Origin of the sequence: Ruegeria marisflavi (genome assembly GCF_025673445.1) — a bacterium.
Lineage (GTDB): Bacteria > Pseudomonadota > Alphaproteobacteria > Rhodobacterales > Rhodobacteraceae > Ruegeria_B > Ruegeria_B marisflavi.
The window spans coordinates 247,612-266,264 of record NZ_JAOVQN010000003.1 but is presented as its reverse complement, the minus strand read 5'-3'; the positions used below and the strand labels follow the sequence as shown (position 1 = coordinate 266,264).

The 18,653-nt window shown below is 62.2% G+C and carries 18 protein-coding genes; 9 read left to right on the top strand and 9 right to left on the bottom strand.

The window, feature by feature from the left end:
- The first annotated feature begins 10 nt into the window (after positions 1 to 10).
- Together ltnD and OEZ49_RS05100 are read left to right on the top strand one after the other, a co-directional pair.
- On the top strand, positions 11 to 907 hold the full coding sequence (ltnD, locus tag OEZ49_RS05105; RefSeq protein ID WP_263387301.1) for an L-threonate dehydrogenase: 897 nt from the start codon (positions 11 to 13) through the stop codon (positions 905 to 907).
- Between the two features lie 6 nt (positions 908 to 913).
- Positions 914 to 1,699, top strand: coding sequence for a hydroxypyruvate isomerase family protein (locus tag OEZ49_RS05100; protein WP_263387300.1), 786 nt, complete (start codon positions 914 to 916; stop codon positions 1,697 to 1,699).
- A gap of 223 nt (positions 1,700 to 1,922) precedes the next feature.
- Here the strand turns inward: OEZ49_RS05100 and OEZ49_RS05095 are convergent, their stop codons facing one another.
- Complete coding sequence (locus tag OEZ49_RS05095) at positions 1,923 to 2,492, bottom strand: YcbK family protein (RefSeq protein WP_263387299.1); 570 nt, start codon at positions 2,490 to 2,492, stop codon at positions 1,923 to 1,925.
- A gap of 361 nt (positions 2,493 to 2,853) precedes the next feature.
- Here OEZ49_RS05095 and OEZ49_RS05090 point away from each other — a divergent pair, with 361 nt between their 5' ends.
- The 4 genes from OEZ49_RS05090 to OEZ49_RS05075 are packed head-to-tail and all read left to right on the top strand — an operon-like array spanning position 2,854 to position 7,099.
- Complete coding sequence (locus OEZ49_RS05090) at positions 2,854 to 4,467, top strand: murein L,D-transpeptidase (RefSeq protein WP_397545647.1); 1,614 nt, start codon at positions 2,854 to 2,856, stop codon at positions 4,465 to 4,467.
- 35 nt (positions 4,468 to 4,502) lie between these two features.
- Complete coding sequence (gene lpxD / locus OEZ49_RS05085) at positions 4,503 to 5,594, top strand: UDP-3-O-(3-hydroxymyristoyl)glucosamine N-acyltransferase (protein WP_263387298.1); 1,092 nt, start codon at positions 4,503 to 4,505, stop codon at positions 5,592 to 5,594.
- Between the two features lie 30 nt (positions 5,595 to 5,624).
- Entirely contained in the window at positions 5,625 to 5,882 is a 258-nt protein-coding gene (locus OEZ49_RS05080; RefSeq protein ID WP_164127893.1) for an acyl carrier protein, read from the top strand.
- An 8-nt stretch (positions 5,883 to 5,890) separates the two neighbouring features.
- Positions 5,891 to 7,099: a beta-ketoacyl-[acyl-carrier-protein] synthase family protein gene (locus tag OEZ49_RS05075; RefSeq protein WP_263387297.1), complete on the top strand. Its 1,209-nt coding sequence runs from the start codon at positions 5,891 to 5,893 to the stop codon at positions 7,097 to 7,099.
- Between the two features lie 68 nt (positions 7,100 to 7,167).
- Here the strand turns inward: OEZ49_RS05075 and OEZ49_RS05070 are convergent, their stop codons facing one another.
- On the bottom strand, positions 7,168 to 7,782 hold the full coding sequence (locus OEZ49_RS05070) for an invasion associated locus B family protein (RefSeq protein ID WP_263387296.1): 615 nt from the start codon (positions 7,780 to 7,782) through the stop codon (positions 7,168 to 7,170).
- A 434-nt stretch (positions 7,783 to 8,216) separates the two neighbouring features.
- On the opposite strand from OEZ49_RS05070, the gene OEZ49_RS05065 reads away from it, so the two are divergent.
- Positions 8,217 to 9,767, top strand: coding sequence for a DUF853 domain-containing protein (locus tag OEZ49_RS05065; protein ID WP_263387295.1), 1,551 nt, complete (start codon positions 8,217 to 8,219; stop codon positions 9,765 to 9,767).
- A 6-nt stretch (positions 9,768 to 9,773) separates the two neighbouring features.
- Here the strand turns inward: OEZ49_RS05065 and OEZ49_RS05060 are convergent, their stop codons facing one another.
- From OEZ49_RS05060 to OEZ49_RS05035, 6 genes are all read right to left on the bottom strand, one after another.
- Complete coding sequence (locus OEZ49_RS05060) at positions 9,774 to 10,388, bottom strand: DUF2306 domain-containing protein (RefSeq protein ID WP_263387294.1); 615 nt, start codon at positions 10,386 to 10,388, stop codon at positions 9,774 to 9,776.
- 79 nt (positions 10,389 to 10,467) lie between these two features.
- The gene (locus tag OEZ49_RS05055) at positions 10,468 to 11,772 is read right to left on the bottom strand and encodes a branched-chain amino acid ABC transporter permease (RefSeq protein WP_164127883.1); all 1,305 of its coding nucleotides are present in this window, start codon (positions 11,770 to 11,772) and stop codon (positions 10,468 to 10,470) included.
- Positions 11,769 to 12,779 carry a branched-chain amino acid ABC transporter permease gene (locus OEZ49_RS05050; protein WP_164127881.1) on the bottom strand — a complete coding sequence of 337 codons (1,011 nt, stop codon included), beginning with the start codon at positions 12,777 to 12,779 and terminating at the stop codon, positions 11,769 to 11,771. The genes OEZ49_RS05055 and OEZ49_RS05050 overlap by 4 nt, the downstream gene beginning before the upstream one ends.
- 3 nt (positions 12,780 to 12,782) lie before the next feature.
- A complete protein-coding gene (locus OEZ49_RS05045) occupies positions 12,783 to 13,613 on the bottom strand; it encodes an ABC transporter ATP-binding protein (RefSeq protein ID WP_164127879.1) in 831 nt (276 codons plus the stop codon).
- Positions 13,610 to 14,398, bottom strand: a complete 789-nt coding sequence (locus tag OEZ49_RS05040) for an ABC transporter ATP-binding protein (RefSeq protein ID WP_263387293.1) — start codon at positions 14,396 to 14,398, stop codon at positions 13,610 to 13,612. The genes OEZ49_RS05045 and OEZ49_RS05040 overlap by 4 nt, the downstream gene beginning before the upstream one ends.
- Positions 14,399 to 14,534: 136 nt before the next feature.
- Entirely contained in the window at positions 14,535 to 15,728 is a 1,194-nt protein-coding gene (locus OEZ49_RS05035; RefSeq protein ID WP_164127875.1) for an ABC transporter substrate-binding protein, read from the bottom strand.
- A gap of 159 nt (positions 15,729 to 15,887) precedes the next feature.
- Between OEZ49_RS05035 and OEZ49_RS05030 the strand changes: the two genes are divergently transcribed.
- On the top strand, positions 15,888 to 17,000 hold the full coding sequence (locus OEZ49_RS05030; protein ID WP_263387292.1) for a PQQ-dependent sugar dehydrogenase: 1,113 nt from the start codon (positions 15,888 to 15,890) through the stop codon (positions 16,998 to 17,000).
- 33 nt (positions 17,001 to 17,033) lie between these two features.
- Positions 17,034 to 17,444: a hypothetical protein gene (locus OEZ49_RS05025; RefSeq protein ID WP_263387291.1), complete on the top strand. Its 411-nt coding sequence runs from the start codon at positions 17,034 to 17,036 to the stop codon at positions 17,442 to 17,444.
- A 95-nt stretch (positions 17,445 to 17,539) separates the two neighbouring features.
- Here the strand turns inward: OEZ49_RS05025 and OEZ49_RS05020 are convergent, their stop codons facing one another.
- Positions 17,540 to 18,544 (bottom strand): GlxA family transcriptional regulator, encoded by a 1,005-nt coding sequence (locus OEZ49_RS05020; RefSeq protein ID WP_263387290.1) that lies wholly within the window; start codon positions 18,542 to 18,544, stop codon positions 17,540 to 17,542.
- Between the last annotated feature and the right edge of the window lie 109 nt (positions 18,545 to 18,653).

Sequence of the window (18,653 nt, the reverse complement as noted above, 5' to 3'; positions counted from 1 at the left end):
GGGCAGACAATTGACGCAAAAGGTTGCCGTGATTGGACTTGGGTCCATGGGCTATGGCATCGCCATTTCGGCGTTACGTGGCCGACACCAGGTCTGGGGTTTTGACGTCAATGAAGAACAAGTTGCCCGGTTTCGCGCCCAGGGCGGTCAGACCTGTGCAATGCCCGAAATCGCGGGAACTCTGGATGCGGTTGCCGTTGTGGTGCTGAATGCGGCCCAAACCGAAACGGTTCTTTTCGGGGCTGACGGAGTTGCACCGCAACTCAAGAGCGGCGCCGTGATCCTGTCCTGCGCGACCGTGCCACCGGATTTCGCCCGCGAGATGGAAGCCCGCTGTGGCGAACATGGTGTTTACTACCTCGATGCGCCGATTTCGGGCGGGTCGGTCAAGGCCGCCGAAGGGCGGCTCAGCGTTATGGCTTCGGGAAAGCCCGCGGCCTTTGCTGCTGCGCGCCCGCTGTTATCAACTATTGCCGAAACTGTCTTTGAATTGGGCGATGGAGCTGGTGCGGGTAGTGCCATGAAGGCAGTGAACCAGATGCTGGCGGGGGTGCATATCGCCGCCATGGCTGAGGCGCTGACCTTTGGCATGACCCAAGGCATCGCACCTGATCAGTTCCTCGACGTGATCAGCAAATGCGCCGGCACCAGCTGGATGCTGGAAAACCGTGCGCCGCATATCGTGGCGGGGGATTACGCGCCGCATAGCTCGGTGAACATCTGGCCCAAGGACCTAGGCATCGTGCTGGATATCGCGCGCAAGGCAGAGTTCGGGGCGCCGATCACGGCTGCTGCGATGCAGCAGTTTCTGGCGGCGGCAGGGATGGGGCTAGGGGCCGAGGATGACGCCGCTGTGGCCAAGGTCTATGCCCGCAACGCTGGGCTTACCCTTCCGGGCGAAGGGTAAGGTTATATGAAGTTTTCGGCCAATCTGGGATTTCTCTGGACCGATCGCGGCATGCCGGATGCGATCCGGGCGGCGCGTTCTGCCGGGTTCGCAGCCGTGGAATGCCACTGGCCCTATGAAACACCGGCGACCGAGGTCGCGGAGGCGCTGGTCGAAACCGGCCTGCCCATGCTGGGGTTGAACACGCGCCGCGGCAATGTCGCGGCAGGGGAAAACGGGCTGGCGGCGCTGCCCGGACGCGAGGCCGAGGCGCGCGCCGCCATTGAAGAGGCTGTGGACTATGCCTGTGCGATCGAAGCGCGGAAGATCCACGTTATGGCCGGGTTTGCAAGCGGACCCGAGGCGCATCGCTGTTTCATCGGAAACCTGCGCTTCGCCTGTAAAATTGCCAACCGCTATGGGCTGACCATCCTGATCGAACCGCTCAACCGTTATGACGCATCCGGCTATTTCCTGACCACGACGGATCAATCCGTCACGATCATCGAAGAGGTCGGAGCACCGAACCTGAAACTGATGTTCGATTGCTACCATGTCCAGGTGATGGAGGGCGACCTGACCCGCCGCCTGAAGAACCTACTCCCTCTGATTGGCCATATCCAGTTCGCATCGGTTCCGGACCGGGGTCCACCCGACCGGGGCGAGGTGGCCTATGATCATATCTTCAGGACAATTGCTGACCTTGGCTATGCCGAGCCCTTGGGCGCAGAGTACAAGCCAGATGGTGATACGGACGCGAGCTTGGGTTGGATGAAGACAACGGAAGGAATGGGCGGACGAATCCAGTCTTGACGGCACGGGTTCGAAACCGGCGTGATCTGCAAAAACGGCTTGGGGCCGGCACTGCTTCGCTACTGAATACGTGTTTACCAGAACCTCACTGGTGTTACATCGGCGGTGAGGGTCTGATTTGAGATGGCAATTGTGATTTGGTCTGAGGATAACAATCCTTTGGAAAAACAATACCCCTGCACGGATGTACGGGGGTGCAAACCTGTAAGGCTGAAACCAGTTTTCAGCCGCCCCAGGTGCGGATGTCGCCGCAATCCATGTGCACGAAATTTGACCGATAGTATTTACCGACACCACCTGCCCGGCAGGAGGCTGCAGCGTTGGCCACCTGGCTTACGGACCGTGATGCCAGCCGAAGGTCTGCGGCCTGACCCTGCATATGCAGAGAGTTGCGGGCCACACCGCGGGACTTGCTTCGCAACATCGCATTGGTTTGCGGGCTACGGTAGCCCGACAACAGCATGTAGGGTTCGCTCACATCAAGAAGGTTGTGAGATGCTGCCATGATGTCAATCGTGCGCAGATCCATGGTCTTGACCTGATCTACTCTCCAGTCGCGCATGAAAAAGTTGATCTCTTTGACCGCGTCCTTGATGTAATCACCGTCAATCCAGTAGACCATATCGATCCGCTCGCCCGTGCGGCCCGAGTACATACGGATGCGGCGTATGTCGCCACCACCGCGCAGGAACCCTGCGGCCATGGAGTAGGTTGGAGCGGCTGTAACAGCTGTTGCGGCAAAGGCCCGTAAAAGTGCGCGCCTTGAAAGGCCCGAAGAACTGGTTTCCGTCATCTGACTTTTTGTCCCGTACGTATCCTGCCTGCACACGATGTTACGCGTACATTGTTAATTCCCATCCCCAGATGGCGGTTTTTATGGCACAGAGGGATTCGTTCGCCAAGAATTCTTTCAGAAACTTGAGGTTGAAGGGGAAATTTCGGCAGTTTTTCGCCCAAACAGGTGATGCAAACTCCTCTATTCTCGGCCAGGGCGACGGGGCGGCCGGGCTGTTGCGATGCATCCGCGCATCAGACAGGATGAGATTTGGGGACCTAAAAAAATTGTGAATGGACTTTGTTACCCGGTTCTTAGGAGAATTTCAGAACCTCCTTCGGCTATTGAAAATAACGACTTGGTTTCAGGGAAACACCACATGCCTTCGACGCTTCGACTTCGCTTTCGCCCCTTGATGGCCGCCGCGGTTCTGGCCGGTGCGCTGGCAGTGTGGCCGGTATCTGGAGCCATGGCGCAGGTGACCGCTTATAAACAGGCCGTGGCTGAAGCAAGTTACGGTGACGAGGCGATCGGTGCCTATTACCGGCAGAACGGGTATCAGCCGGTGTGGACCGGCGAGGGCGACGTGTTCCGGGCCCGCCGCGCGGCTCTGATCGAGGCGCTTTCGATGGCGGAAATCCACGGGCTGCCTGCGGCGCGCTATGATGTCGAAGGGCTGACGGAGAAAATGGCCACCGCGCGTACAGTGCGGGACATGGGCCTGCTCGAGGTCGAGATGAGCCGTGTCTTTGCCCGGTTTGCCAGCGAAATCCAAAGCGGGTTCCTGACACCGTCGAAGATCGACGAGGGCATGGTGCGGGTGGTCGAACGGCGCAGCGCGCAGGAGTATCTGACCGAAGTACAGGCCGCCGACCCGGGCCGGTACCTGCGCAGCCTGGCGCCGGCGACAACCCAGTACCGCGCGCTTCTGAAGCTCAAGCTGGGTCTGGAGCAGGATCTGGCCGCAGGCGGCTGGGGGTCGGCGGTGCCGGGTGGCAAGCTGTCGCCGGGCGACACGGGAACCCGGGTCGTGCAATTGCGCAACCGGCTGATCGCGATGGGCTACATGGAGCGCAGCGCCGCGGCGAGCTATGACGGGACGCTTCAGAAGGCGGTGCAGGCGTTCCAGGTGGCACATGGGCTGGAACCCGATGGGGTGGCGGGTGACGTCACGTTGGAAGAGATAAACAAATCGGTCGCGGACCGACTGAAATCAGTGATCGTCGCGCTGGAGCGCGAGCGCTGGCTGCCGCGTGACCGGGGCGAACGGCACATCCTGGTCAACCAGACCGATTTTACTGCCAAGATCGTCGATCACGGGCGTGTAACATTCGAGACTCGTTCCGTTATCGGGATGAACACATCCGACCGCCGTAGCCCAGAATTCTCTGACGAGATGGAGCATATGGTGATCAATCCGAGCTGGTTCGTGCCACGCTCGATCATCACTAAGGAGTATCTGCCCAAACTGCGCAACAACCCCAATGCGGCCGGTCATCTAGAGATCACAGACAGCCGGGGCCGCCGGGTGGATCGCAGCGCGGTGGATTTCAGCCAGTTCTCGACCCGCAGCTTTCCATTTGCCATGCGCCAACCACCGGGCAAGAGCAATGCACTGGGGTTGGTGAAGTTCATGTTTCCCAACAAATACAATATCTACCTGCACGACACGCCGCAGAAACACCTGTTCGCCCGCGAGGTGCGGGCGTTTTCGCATGGTTGTATCCGGCTGGCGCAGCCGTTTGAATTCGCCTATGCGCTGCTGGCCGCACAAGAGGCCGACCCCAAGAGTTTTTTCCACGGGGTGTTGAACACGGGCAGGGAAACCAAGGTGGACCTGACCCAGCACGTGCCGGTCCATATCATCTATCGCACCGCTTATGTGGACGGCCGGGGCGTTCCCGGTTATCGCCGCGACGTCTATGGCCGCGACGCAAAGATTTGGGATGCGATGAGCCGCGCGGGGGTGGTCCTGTCGGCGGTTCAGGGGTAAGTCTGCGGGGCACCAACAGCTGACGGGCCCGTTTCATGCGCTTTACCATTTCACAGATCGCCGCTGCCATCGGAATGGAGGCGGAGGGCGATCTTGACCTGACCATTCTGCGTGCCACCGAACCGGCGGATGCGGGGCCCGGCGACCTGGCGCTGGCGATGTCGCCGAAATATGCCGAGGCGTTGGGGCAGGGCAAGGCCCGCGCGGCGCTGTTATGGCCGGGGGCCGATTGGCAGGAAATGGGGCTGAAGGCCGCGATCCTGGTGCCACGACCGCGCCTGGCGATGGCGGGTCTGACGGCGATGCTGGATCCGGGTCAGGGGGTGGAACCGGGGATTCACCCTTCGGCGGTGATCGACCCCAGCGCTGTGATCGGCGCCGATGTCCGCATCGGGCCGCTGAGCGTCGTGGGCGCACGGGCGCGGATCGGCGACGGCGCGGTGATCGGGCCGCATTGCGTGATCGGGATGGATGCGGTGTTGGGCCAAGGCGCCTGGTTGCGAGAGATGGTCAGCATCGGCGCGCGCGTGACCATCGGTGACCGCTTCATTGCGCAACCTGGCGCGCGGATCGGTGGTGACGGTTTCTCCTTTGTGACGCCCGAAGTGTCGGGGGCCGAAAACGCCCGCAAGACGCTGGGCGATCAGGGCGAGGCCAAGGCGCAAGCCTGGACCCGCATCCACTCGCTGGGCTCGGTCGAGATCGGTGACGATGTCGAGGTGGGCGCCAATTGCACTGTCGATAACGGCACCATTCGCAATACCCGGATCGGGGATGGCAGTAAGCTCGATAACCTCGTTCATGTGGGGCATAACACCCGCGTGGGCCGCGACTGTCTGCTGTGCGGCCAAACCGGGGTGTCAGGCTCGGTCCAGATCGGCAACAACGTGGTTCTCGGCGGCCAGACCGGGGTGGTCGACAACATCTTTATCGGCGACGGGGTGATTTCGGGCGGCGGTACCAAGATATTGTCCAACGTGCCCGCAGGCCGGGTGATCATGGGCTATCCCGGTGTAAAGATGGAAACACACACGGAAATCTACAAGGCACAGCGGCGTCTGCCCCGTTTGATGCGGGATCTGGATGCGCTGAAAAAGGCAGTTTTCAAACCCGGTTCCAGCGATTAAATCAGCCCCAGATCACCACAGGGGACTGAAATGAGCATCAGCGACCGCGTCATCGCCATCATCGCCGAGCAGGCCGTTCTGGAACCGTCAGACGTCAGCCCGGACAGCACATTGGAAGACCTTGGAATCGACAGTCTGGGCCTGGTCGAGAGCATCTTTGCCATCGAGGAAGAGTTCGACATCTCGATCCCGTTCAACGCCAACGAACCGACGCAGAGCGATTTCGATATCTCGAACGTGGCCGCGATCATCGCGGGCATCGAAAAGCTCGTGTCGGAAAAGGCCTGATCACGCCGATGAAACGGGTCGTCATCACCGGGGCGGGAACGATCAACGCACTGGGACATTCGGTGCCCGAGACGCTGGAAGCGATGCGCGAGGGGCGGTGCGGCATTGCCGAGCTGGAGTTTCGCGATGTGGAGAGGCTGGCCATCCGGATCGGTGGCCAGGTCCGCGGGTTCGAGGCCGAGGGCCGGTTCAATCGGCAGCAGATGTCCCTGTATGACCGTTTCACCCAGTTCACCCTGACCGCTGCCAAGGAGGCGATAACGCAATCCGGGCTGGAGTTTCACGGCGAGCTGTCGGCGAAATCGGGCGTGGTTCTGGGCACCGCCGGGGGCGGTGTCAGCACCTGGGACGAGAATTACCGGTCTGTCTATGAAGAGGGCAAGAACCGGGTCCATCCCTTTGTCGTGCCCAAGCTGATGAACAACGCCGCCGCCAGCCATGTGTCGATGGAGCACAATCTGAAAGGGCCGTCGTTCACGGTATCGACGGCCTGTGCCTCGTCCAACCACGCAATGGCGCAGGCCTTTGCGATGGTGCGCAGCGGAATGGCGCCGGTGATGATCACCGGCGGATCGGAATCGATGCTGTGTTTCGGCGGGGTCAAGGCCTGGGAAGGGCTGCGGGTGATGTCCAAGGATGCCTGCCGCCCGTTCAGCGCCAACCGCAACGGCATGGTCCAGGGCGAGGGCGCGGGTATCTTCGTGTTCGAGGAATACGAACATGCCAAGGCGCGCGGCGCCGAGATCCTGTGCGAGGTTTCGGGATTCGCGATGTCCTCGGACGCATCCGACATCGTGATGCCTTCGAAACAGGGGGCGGCGCGGGCAATGGCGGGGGCCCTGGCCGATGCCCGGATCGACCCGGGGCAGGTGGGCTATATCAACGCCCATGGCACCGGGACCGCGGCCAATGACAAGACCGAATGCGCCGCGGTGGCGGATGTGTTCGGGCGCCATGCCGACAGCCTGATGATCTCTTCGACCAAGTCGATGCATGGCCATCTGATCGGCGGCACCGGCGCGGTGGAACTGCTGGCCTGTATCATGGCGCTGCGCGACGGAGTGATTGCACCCACCATCGGTTACGAGGAGCCCGATCCGGAATGCGCGCTGGACGTGGTGCCGAACGTAGCGCGCGAGGCCAAGGTCGAGGTGGCGCTGAGCAATGCCTTTGCCTTTGGCGGGTTGAATGCGGTACTGGCGCTGCGCCGAGTCTGATCCCCCGCAAGCAAAGAAAAAGGCCGCCGGGGTCCAACCTCGGCGGCCTTTTTAGGTGTGAACCCGCGTCAGTTCGAAACGACGTCGACCTTTTCATAACCGGCGGTGAAGCCCTTGAGTGACATCTTCAGGCGCACCACCTGGTCCGGCGCCGGGGCCGGGACCAGCGAGACAATCGCCTCGGCGCCTTTTTGCATGGCGTCAATATCGCCCTGGGTCAGGCCGATCTGCGCCACGCAGCCGATCGGGTTGCAGAAGGAATAGTTGTAACGTTTGCCCGGGGCTCCGTTGATCGAGATGGTCAGCTGCGCCGGCAACAGGGTTTCCAGCGGCACGATGACGGTGGCGCCCGCCACGGCAACGCCGCCTTCTTCAAGCCGGAACATCGAGAATTCGGCCATCGGGTTGCCTTGATCGTCGGTCAGGATCTGCAACAGCGAACAGGGATCGGTTTCCTCCTCGGTCTTGATGCAGGCGAGGTCCCAGTCACCGGATTTTTCCTTGGAATACCGCTGCCCGAGTTGCGGCTCGGCCCCGACCGGCTGTCCCAGGTCGAGAAGCTGATCGGCGGTCTTTTCCTGAGCCGCCGGGGCCGCTTCGCCGGATTGGGCGGTGGTTTGCGCGGCAACCGAGGTGGCCAGTGCAAAAAGGGCGGCGGAAAGCGAAAACAGGGTCTTGGTCATGAATGCCTCATCAAGAGAATGGCTGCTCAATGCCCGTCTATCATGCGCGATCAGGACTGTCAGGCGCAAACACGCGGCCAAGCAGGGAAATGCTGATGCCTGCCGAAAGCAAGAAAGGGAACCCGCAGTCGGGTTCCCTTTCCTATTTTGCTCCCCGTCGGACTGGCCGACTTAGTGTTATGGCGGGACGTTACGAAAGCCGTGCCAGCGGGTCAACAGCTAAGACGGGGTTTTTGACGAAATACGCCCAAATACCTGTCTCCGCACCGTTTTTGACCATCCAGTCGAAAAAGGCCGTGCCCGAAGGCACGGCCAGTCTGACAGGGAGGAAGCCCCCGTCCGGCACAAGGCCAAAGGGGCAATTGGGACTATCGCAGCCAAAGGTTAAGTTTGTATGGTCTGGGTGAAACGATAGAATTTGAGGCAAGAACCCGATGGACGGAAAGATTTTTCTTGGCGGCGGCGGACCCGATTACGAGGTCGGCCAATGGCTGGATCTGAAATACGCGAACCGGCACGGCCTGATCGCGGGGGCAACCGGGACCGGCAAGACGGTGACGCTGCAAATTTTGGCCGAGGGGTTTTCGGACGCGGGCGTGCCGGTGTTCATGGCAGACGTTAAGGGCGACTTGTCGGGGATGGCGAAATCGGGGTCGGCGGCACACAAGCTGCATGGGCCGTTCACGGAACGGGCGGAAAAGATCGGGTTCGAGGGCTATGACTATCGCGCCTGCCCGGTGACCTTCTGGGATCTCTTCGGAGAGCAGGGGCATCCGGTGCGGACCACGGTGGCCGAGATGGGGCCACTGTTGCTGTCGCAACTGCTGGATCTGAGCGAGGCGCAGGAAGGGATCCTGAACATCGCGTTCCGGCTGTCGGACGAGGAGGGACTGCCGCTCCTCGACCTCAAGGATTTGCAGGCGCTTTTGGTTTGGATCGGCGAAAACGCCAAGTCGTTGTCGCTGCGCTATGGCAATATCCCGACCGCCTCGGTGGGGGCGATCCAGCGGCGTTTGCTGGTTATCGAGAACCAGGGTGGCGACCGTCTTTTCGGCGAACCGGCGCTGGATCTTGCCGACTTGATGCGCACCGATTCCGAGGGGCGCGGCATGGTCAATATCCTGGCCTCGGACAGGCTGATGGCCTCGCCCAAGCTCTATGCCACTTTCCTGTTGTGGCTGTTGAGCGAGCTGTTCGAGGAACTGCCCGAGGTGGGCGATCCGGACAAGCCGAAACTGGTGTTCTTTTTCGACGAGGCGCATCTGCTGTTCGATGACGCGCCGAAGGCGCTGATCGACAAGGTGGAACAGGTGGCGCGCCTGATCCGGTCCAAGGGGGTGGGGGTCTATTTCATCACCCAGAACCCGGCCGATGTGCCCGAGGATATTCTTGGCCAGCTGGGCAACCGCATCCAGCACGCACTGCGCGCCTTTACCGCCAAGGATCGCAAGAACCTGCGGCTGGCCGCCGAGACCTATCGCGAGAACCCCGCTTTCGATACCGAGGATGCGATCCGGGACGTGGGCGTGGGTGAGGCGGTGACCTCGCTGTTGCAGAAGAAAGGCGTGCCCGGAATCGTCGAGCGCACGCTGATCCGGCCGCCCTCGTCCCAGTTGGGGCCGATCGGTCCGGCTGAGCGCCGGGCGATCCTGAACAGCTCGGACATGGCGGGGAAATACGACACGCCGCTCGATCGCAAGTCGGCCTTCGAAATCCTCGCCAAGCGGGCCGAAATGGCGGCGCTCGAAGCGGAGGACGCCGAGGTGAAGGCAGAGGAAGCCAGCCCCTGGGAGCGCGAATACAACTCGGCCCGCCGCTACTCCGGCAGCCGGGTGAGCCGGTCCTCGTCGCGAGCGCCTAAGCGCAGCAAGAAAGAGGATACGCTGACCAGCGCCATGGGCGAGGCGGTGATCAAGGAGCTGAAGGGCACCACCGGCCGCCGCATCGTGCGCGGCATCCTTGGCAGCCTTTTCAAGGGGCGGTGATGGGGGCTAGTGGCGCTCTCGGCGCTGTTGTTTGAACAGGATGAGTTCGAGCAGGGCCAGCCAGGGCAGGTAGAAGCCGAAGTTCATGAACAAATCGAAGGCGCCGGAGAAGTCCGGCGTCGACGCCAGCCCGTCGGTGGCAATGTACCAGATCGTGTATTGTACCCGGTAGAGCCATGATCCGATGGCAAGAACGAACAGGCGCAGAGCCCAGCGCCTGTGGTGTTCGATGTTGCGCGCGATGGCAAAGCGAAACGCCTGTACGGCCACCAGGCCGGTCAGGCCACCGTACAAGGCAAAGCCCGCATCCATGGCCGTGCCGCCGACCGTTCCGCGCAGGGCGATGTAGATCAGCCCGGCCAAGGCCGTGAGAATGGCGCAGAGGATCAGCAATCTGCCGGTGGCCCGGTGCAGAGCGGGCCAGTTTCGGCGGAGCCAGGGGAACAATTGCAGCGGCGCAAGGAAAGACAGGAGCGACCCGGCCAGCATATGAACAAACACGGATATGTTGGTCAGCCAGGCGCCGGCCTGGACCAGATAGGTCTCGCCGGACAGATCTTGGGTCAGGCCCGCCAGGCCGAACCGGGCTGCGTAGATTGCAAAAGGCAGGATTGCCAGCATCAGGAGCAGAAGGCCGGCGGCGTAGGCCGCCGGCCTGGATTTTTCGCGCCAAGTTGGCGGGGCTACCCCATCGGATGGCTCATTTCTCGGGGATCAGCCCGCGCGGGCTGAACCTGAGCACCAAGAGCAGGATGACCCCCATGGTCAGCAGGCGCATATGGGCGGCGCTGTCGATCAGGTGCGATTTCAGCGCGCTGCCCTCGGGCAGGCCGAAGGTGATCACGTTCATCAGCCAGAGGCCCAGCGGCTCGACCTGGACCCAGAGGAACCAGATCAGCATCGCCCCCAGCACGGCGCCAAAGTTGTTGCCCGAGCCGCCGACGATGACCATCACCCAGATCAGGAAGGTGAAGCGCAGCGGCTGGTAGGTGCCCGGTGTCAGCTGGCCGTCGAGTGTGGTCATCATCGCACCGGCGATGCCACAGACGGCAGAGCCCAGAACGAAGACTTGCAGGTGGCGGCGGGTGACATCCTTGCCCATCGCCTCGGCCGCGACCTCGTTGTCGCGGATGGCGCGCATCATCCGGCCCCAGGGGCTTTTCAGTGCCATTTGCGCCATCCAAAGGAGGACCAGCAGCACCACGGTGAAGAGGACCGAGTAGCCGAGCTTGACATAGAGGGTCGAGGCGGTCACCGGGTCGAGGCCAAGAGAGGCCGCGCTTTCCACGAAACCGGGATCGTTTTGGAGGTCGATCTCGTAGGGGACGGGGCGGGGCAGGCCGATCACGTTCTTGACACCGCGCGCCAGCCAGTCCTCGTTCTTCATCACCGCGATGATGATCTCGGCGATGCCCAGCGTGGCGATGGCGAGATAATCGGAGCGCAGACCGAGTGCCGTCTTGCCGATGAGCCAGGCCGCGCCCGCGGCCAGCAGGCCACCGGCGGGCCAGGCCAGGAGCACAGGAAGGCCCAGGCCGCCGATATTGCCGGCGGCGGCCGGGTTGATCGCCTCGACCGCCATGACGTTGGGATCGAACACGGCCCGGTAGATCACGAAACCCGCGATCAGCACCACCAGGACGGTCAGCGCCCGGTTGCGTCCCTTGGGCATCCGTTTCGTCGCCATAACGGCGGCGAACACGGTGGCGGCCCCCAGCAGCAGCGCCAGAACGATGCCCCAGCCACCCGCCGACCAGGCCTCGGGCGAGAGCGGTTCAGAGACCAGCACCACGGCAAGGCCGCCGAGCGCCACAAAGCCCATGACGCCGACGTTGAAGAGACCTGCAAAGCCCCATTGCAGGTTTACGCCAATCGCCATGATGGCCGAGATCAGCCCCATGTTGACGATCAGGATGGCCGAGTTCCAGCTTTGCATGAAGCCGGTGATCACGACCAGGGCGGCTACGCCCAGGAACAGGGCGGTATTTTTCACTGTCTCGGTCATACCGCTTTCCCCTTGAAGAGGCCCGTAGGCTTGAACAGCAGCACGATCAGCAGGATGACGAAGCTGACCGCGAACTTGTAATCAGTGCTCAGGAGCTGGACGAGGCCGTCTGGTTCCATCCCGGCCGGGGCAAAATAGCCCAGCACCTTTTTCCAGGCATAGGTCACGGTGACCTCGGAAAAGGCGATGACAAAGCCACCGGCGATGGCGCCCAACGGGCTACCCAGACCGCCGACGATGGCCGAGGCAAAGATTGGCAGCAGAAGTTGGAAGTAGACGAAGGGCTTGAAGCTTTTGTCGAGGCCGTAGAGCACGCCCGCCGTGGTGGCGAGTGCCGCCACGATCAGCCAAGTGTACATCACCACGCGTTCCGGGTTGATGCCCGACAGAAGCGCCAGATCCTCGTTATCGGAATAGGCGCGCATCGACTTGCCGGTGCGGGTCTTGTTGAGGAACCAGAACAGCAGCGCGACACAGATCACCGCCACGACGACGGTCAGCGCCTGGGTGGACTTGATCGCCAGCCCCTCTTCCAGCCCGGTCATCTTCTTGAAGTCGCGGGCCGAGATCAGGAACCGCTCGCCATCGGCGAAGTTCTGGTCGTTGGGCCCGATGATGAAGCGGACAAGCCCGTTCATGATGAACATCACGCCCATCGACACGATGACCAAGATCACCGGCTTGGCCTTTTGTTCGCGGTAGAAGCGATAGACCATGCGGTCGGTGACCAGAACCAGGGCCATGCAACCCAGGATGCCAAAGGGCAGGGCCAAAAGCGCGGTCGGCAGCGGGCCAAGGCCGACGCCCATGGATTGCAGCCACCAGGTCACCAGCACGGTGATCATGGCGCCGAACGCCATGGTGTCGCCATGGGCGAAGTTCGAGAACCGCAGGATGCCATAGATCAGCGTCACCCCCAGTGCGCCCAGCGCCAATTGGCTGCCATAGGCGATGGCGGGGATCAGCACAAAGTTCGAAAGCGCCACGAAGGCGTTGAGAAGGTCCATGTCTCAGCCTCCCAGGAAAGATTTGCGCACTTCGGGATCTTCGAGCAGTTCCTTGCCGGTGCCGGTAAAGGCATTGCGGCCCTGAACCAGCACATATCCCTTGTCGGCGATGGCGAGCGCCTGTTTGGCGTTCTGCTCGACCATAAGGATCGGCAGGCCGGTGCGGCTGACCTCGATGATGCGGTCGAACAGCTCGTCCATCACGATGGGGCTGACGCCTGCGGTCGGTTCGTCGAGCATCAGCACCTTGGGCTTGGTCATCAGCGCCCGGCCCACGGCGACCTGCTGGCGCTGGCCGCCGGAAAGCTCGCCCGCCGCCTGATAGCGCTTCTCGCGCAGGATCGGGAACAGGTCATAGACCTGTTCCATGGTCTCGCGGATGTCGTCGCGGCGGATGAAGGCGCCCATTTCCAGGTTCTCTTCTACTGTCATCGAAGTGAAGATGTTGTTGGTCTGCGGCACGAAACCCATGCCCTTGACCACACGGTCCTGTGGCGTGAGCTTGGTGATGTCCTCGCCATCCAGCCGCACCGAGCCCGAACGCACGTCGAGCATGCCGAACACCGCCTTCATTGCGGTCGATTTGCCGGCGCCGTTGGGGCCGACGATGACGGCGATCTCGCCCGGGTTCACCGCGATGGTGCATTCATGCAGGATATCGGGGCCCTTGCCATAACCGCCGGTCATGGTGTCGCCGATCAGGAATGGACCGCCGTCGACCTTGGTCGTGGGGCCGCTCTTGCGGTGGGCGGGGGTCATGGTGCCGATGCCGTGAGGGTTGGTGATCGAGGCGTCCTTGTTGCCGCGACCGTCCTGATAGGGATTGCCGCTCATGCGCCTGCCTCCAACTTTTCCTTGTTCTTCAGGCCGGTGCCCAGATAGGCCTCGATCACCTGCTCGTTGGCCTTGATCTCGTCAAGCGTGCCCTTGGCCAGAACCCGGCCTTCGGCCATGCAGATGACGGGATCGCAGATCTTGCCGATGAAATCCATGTCGTGCTCGATCACGACAAAGGTATAGCCACGTTCCTTGTTGAGCCGCAGGATGGTGTCGGCGATGGTCATCAGCAGGGTGCGGTTCACACCGGCGCCGACCTCGTCCAGGAACACGATCTTGGCATCCACCATCATGGTGCGGCCCAGTTCCAGCAGTTTCTTCTGTCCGCCCGAGACCTGGCCCGCCTTGTGATCGGCCAAGTGGCTGATGGTCAGGAACTCCAGCACCTCGTCGGCCTTGGCCCTGAGTGCGCGCTCCTGGTTGGCAATGCGCTTGCGCCCGAACCAGGTGTTCCACAGCGTTTCGCCGATCTGCCCGCCGGGCACCATCATCAGGTTCTCGCGGCAGCTCATCGAGCTGAATTCATGCGCGATCTGAAAGGTCCGGAGCAGCCCCTTGTGGAACAGGTCGTGCGGCGGCAGGCCGGTGATATCCTCGCCATCCATGGTGACCTTGCCGCTGGTGGGCGGCAAGACTCCGGCGATCACGTTGAACAGAGTGGTCTTACCGGCTCCGTTCGGCCCGATCAGGCCGGTGATGGAGCCCTTGGCGATTTCCAGCGATGCACCATCCACCGCATGGAACCCGCCGAAGTGCTTGTGCACGTCTTCGACGACGATCATGTTATCCCCCGAGGCCGCATACGATGCGCAGCCCTGTTGTTGTTGCCTCATCCCCCGTGCGAGGTGCGGCCTTTTGTCATTGAAACAGCCCGGACACAAGGCCCGGGCTGCTCTTCAGTACATCATCGCTGGGCGATCAACGGAATTTGGCCGTGGTGATCTTGCCGCCATCAACCTTGATCTGGCGGTAGTTGCCGGCGCTTTCGCCGGGTCCGATCAGCTCGACCGCGGTTGCGCCGACATAGTCGACATCGCCGCCGTCCTTGATGATCTGCAATGCCTTGGCCAGTTCGCCGGGATAGATCTTCTCACCCGGTGCGTTGGCGACATGCATGACGTGCTCTTTGTAGTCGGCCGAGTCCTTGGAGTTTGCCGCCTGCATCGCGAGCAGGATCAGGGCCGCGGCGTCATACGCTTCGGGAGTGAAGGGCGAGGTGGCGTCGAAGGCACCGGCAACGATTTCCTCGTACTTGGACACGCCCGGGCTGTCGGTGCCGGGATGCTGGCCGGTCGAGCCGTCGATCTCGTCGCCGAAGTTCTCTTCGAGCTTGGCGCCGATCATACCGTCGGGGAAGTGGAAGGTGTCAAACGCGCCCGAGTCGATGGCGGAGCGCACGATGCCCGAACCGCCCTGGTCGACGTAACCGGCAACCACCAGACGCTCGCCGCCGGCAGCGGCCAGCGCGCCGACTTCGGCCGAGTAGTCGGCCTTGCCGTCTTCATGCGCGGCCGAGATGGTCACCTTGCCGCCGGCGGCTTCGAATGCCCCCTGGAAGCTGTCGGCCAGACCCTTGCCATAGTCGTTGTTGGTATAGGTCAGCGCGACTTCCTTGATGCCTTCTTCCATCAGGATCTCGGTCATCACAACGCCCTGGCGGGCATCCGACGGCGCGGTGCGGAAGAACAGGCCGTTGTCTTCGGCGGTCGACAGCGCGGGCGAGGTGGCCGAGGGTGAGATCATCACGACGCCGTTCGGAACGGCGACGTTCGACAGGATCGCACCGGTCACGCCCGAGCAGTCGGCGCCCATGATGCCGTCAACCTTGTCCGAGGTCACCAGACGTTCGGCGGCGGCGGTAGCGGCTGCGGCGTCGACGCAGGTCGAGTCGGCGCGGACCGAGGTCACGGTGGCACCGTCCAGCAGCAGACCGGAGTCGCTGACTTCCTTCATCGCCAGTTCGGCGCCGTCGGCCATCGACGGGGTCAGCGATTCGATCGGGCCGGTGAAGCCCAGGATCACGCCGATCTTGACTTCCTTGGCGTGACCACCAGCAAACGCGGCGCTGGCCATCAGTGCGGAGGCCGCAGTGGCCGTAAGCAGTTTTTTCATGAGTTACTCCCTTGTTGGAACGCAATCGTTCTGCAACGAAATTAGGCAAGCTGCGGGAAAAAGGAAAGTCCTAACGAAAAAGTGGTTTTGCTGGGGAAATCGCCTAGGTTTTTTTGGGAAACCGGCGGTGATGGTACCGCTGCCACAAGAGGTTGGAGCATGTTTTCCCGTTCTTTCGCCGCGTTGATTCTGGCCCTTTCCTTCTTTGGTTCCATCGCTGCTGCGCAATCGGTTCTGACCACATCCGCGGGACAGGTGCGGCTGGAGATCATGGCCGAGGGGCTGGATACGCCCTGGGCGGTTGCACCGCTGCCAGAGGGGGGGGCGCTGGTCACCGAACGCGGCGGACGGCTGGTTCTTGCGCGGGACGGGCGGCTTGATCCGGTGGCGGGCGTGCCGCGTGTCCGGGCATCGGGGCAGGGCGGGCTGCTCGACATCACGCTGGCTCGGGATTTTGCGCAAAGCCGCAGGCTGTACCTAACCTATGCCCGGCGGCAGCCGGGTGGCGGCGCCGGAACCTCGGTGGCCGTGGCCCGACTGAGCCCCGACAACCGGAGGCTGGAACAGGTGCGCACGATCTTCGAGGCCGCGCCGGTCAGCAAGGGCGGGCGGCACTTTGGCAGCCGCGTGGTCGAGGCCGCCGATGGCACGCTCTTCGTCACGTTGGGCGACCGGGGCGAGGGCGCCACGGCGCAGGACCGGTCAAATCACAATGGCAGCGTGATCCGCATTCGACCGGATGGCAGCGTGCCGGCCGACAACCCCTTTGTTGGTCAGCAGGGTGTGCGGCCTGAGATCTGGTCCTGGGGGCATCGCAATCCGCAAGGTGCGGGGCTGGACGGGCAGGGGCAGCTCTGGATCTCGGAACATGGGGCCAAAGGCGGCGACGAGATCAACCTGATCCGCAAGGGCACGAATTACGGCTGGCCGGTGATTTCCTACGGGGTCGAGTATTCGGGCAAGAAGATCGGCGAGGGCACGCACAAGACGGGGATGGAGCAGCCGCGTTTCTATTGGGACCCGTCAATCGCGCCCTCGGGCCTGCTGGTCTATTCCGGCAAGCTGTGGCCCCGCTGGCGCGGTCATATCCTTGTCGGGTCGCTGAAGTTCGACCATATCGCCCGCCTGTCCGGGGCGCCGTTGCGCGCGGCAGAGCAGATCAAGAGCGCTGAGACCGAGCGCGTGCGCGACATCGTCGAGGCGCCCGACGGCACGATCTGGTTCATTTCCGAAGGGCGCGGCACGGTTTACAGGATGCACCCCGCTTCCTAGGCTGGGCCTGACGCGTCAATGCGGGAGGGCACCATGTGGCGATTGATCTTGGTTCTGATGTTCTTGACCCCTGGCACGGCCAGTGCCGAGGACAGGGTGTTCGGCACTTATGCCGAATATGCCCGGTTCGTCGATAACAAGATCATGTCGCGGGATTTCGTGTCTCTGATTAACAGCCTGGGCGGAGAAGACGAATATACCGAAGCCGAGCTGAAGGCGACCAATGCGCAGCTGCTGAACGCCATGCCCTACGACTTTACCGGCAGCGCGGTGCTTAAACGGGTGGAACTGACGCCCGACTTCAGCCAGGAGATGCGGGTCTATTGGAACCGGCAGAAATCCTACGTGTATTTCTATGCCTTCCTGCATCGCCGGGAAGAGGGGCTGGTTGCCCTGAGGTTCAACCTCAATACCAATGCCGACAAGATCTTCGACAAGTTCTGATCCGAAAAGCCTCCCGCATCTTCACTTTGCCAAAAATACTCCGGGGGAGTTGCCCGAAAGTGCGGCAGGGGCGGCGCCCCCTCTGCCGTCGCGGTTCAGACCGACAGCCGGGTACTTTGGGCACCGCGTTCGCGATAGGGCGTGGTGTTGTAATGCGCCCGGTAGCATTTCGAGAAATGGCTGGGCGAGGCAAAGCCGCAGGCCAGCGCCACGTTGATCACGCTCATATCGGTTTGCATGAGCAGGTTGCGGGCCTTTTGCAGGCGCAGTTCCATGTAGTACCGTTTCGGGCTGCGGCTGAGATAACGGCGAAACAGCCGCTCCAGCTGCCGGGTCGACATGCCCACATCCTTGGCCAGCGCGGCGGGCGAGATCGGCTCTTCGATATTGCGCTCCATCATCTGGATGACCTGGCTCAGCTTGGGGTGGCGTACGCCGATGCGGGTCGGCGTCGACAGGCGCTGGGTATCCTGATCGGTGCGGATCGAGGAATAGATCAGCTGGTCGGCTACCGCATTGGCCAGTTCCTCGCCATGCTGGTTGGCGATCAGCTTGAGCATGAGGTCGATCGAGGCGGTGCCGCCCGCGGTGGTGATCCGGTTGCCGTCGACCACAAAGACCGATTTGGTCAGGGTGACCTCTTCGAATTCCTCGACAAAGCTGTCCTGGTTTTCCCAGTGGATGGTGGCGCGCTTGCCATCCAGAAGCCCGGCCTTGGCCAGGGTGTAACCAGCGGTGCAGAGCCCGCCGATGACCGGACCGCGCCGCGCCTCGCGGCGCAGCCAGCTGACCACCTTGCGGGTAGTGGCCTTTTGCACGTCGATGCCGCCACAAACGAGCACCATGTCCTCGCGCCGCAATTCGCCAAGGTCGCCGTCAAGCTTGAAGACGGTGCCGTTGGAACAGGTGGCCGAAACGCCACCCTCGCCAACGACCAGCCATTCATAAAGCGTCTGGCCCGCCATCCGGTTGGCGATGCGCAGCGATTCCACCGCACAGGCGAAACACAGCATCGTGAATTGATCGAGCAGAACAAAAACAAACCTCTGCGGCTTCTTGCCAGAGGTATCGACTTTGACAACTTGACGTTGCTCTTTCATTGATTTCTGTCCTTGGCTGGCATCCTGCGACCGATTGGACGCAAGAGCTGTGTCATTTCACATTGGCCAGAGCTTGTTTGCGACGTCAAGGGGCGCAAATCGGATATGG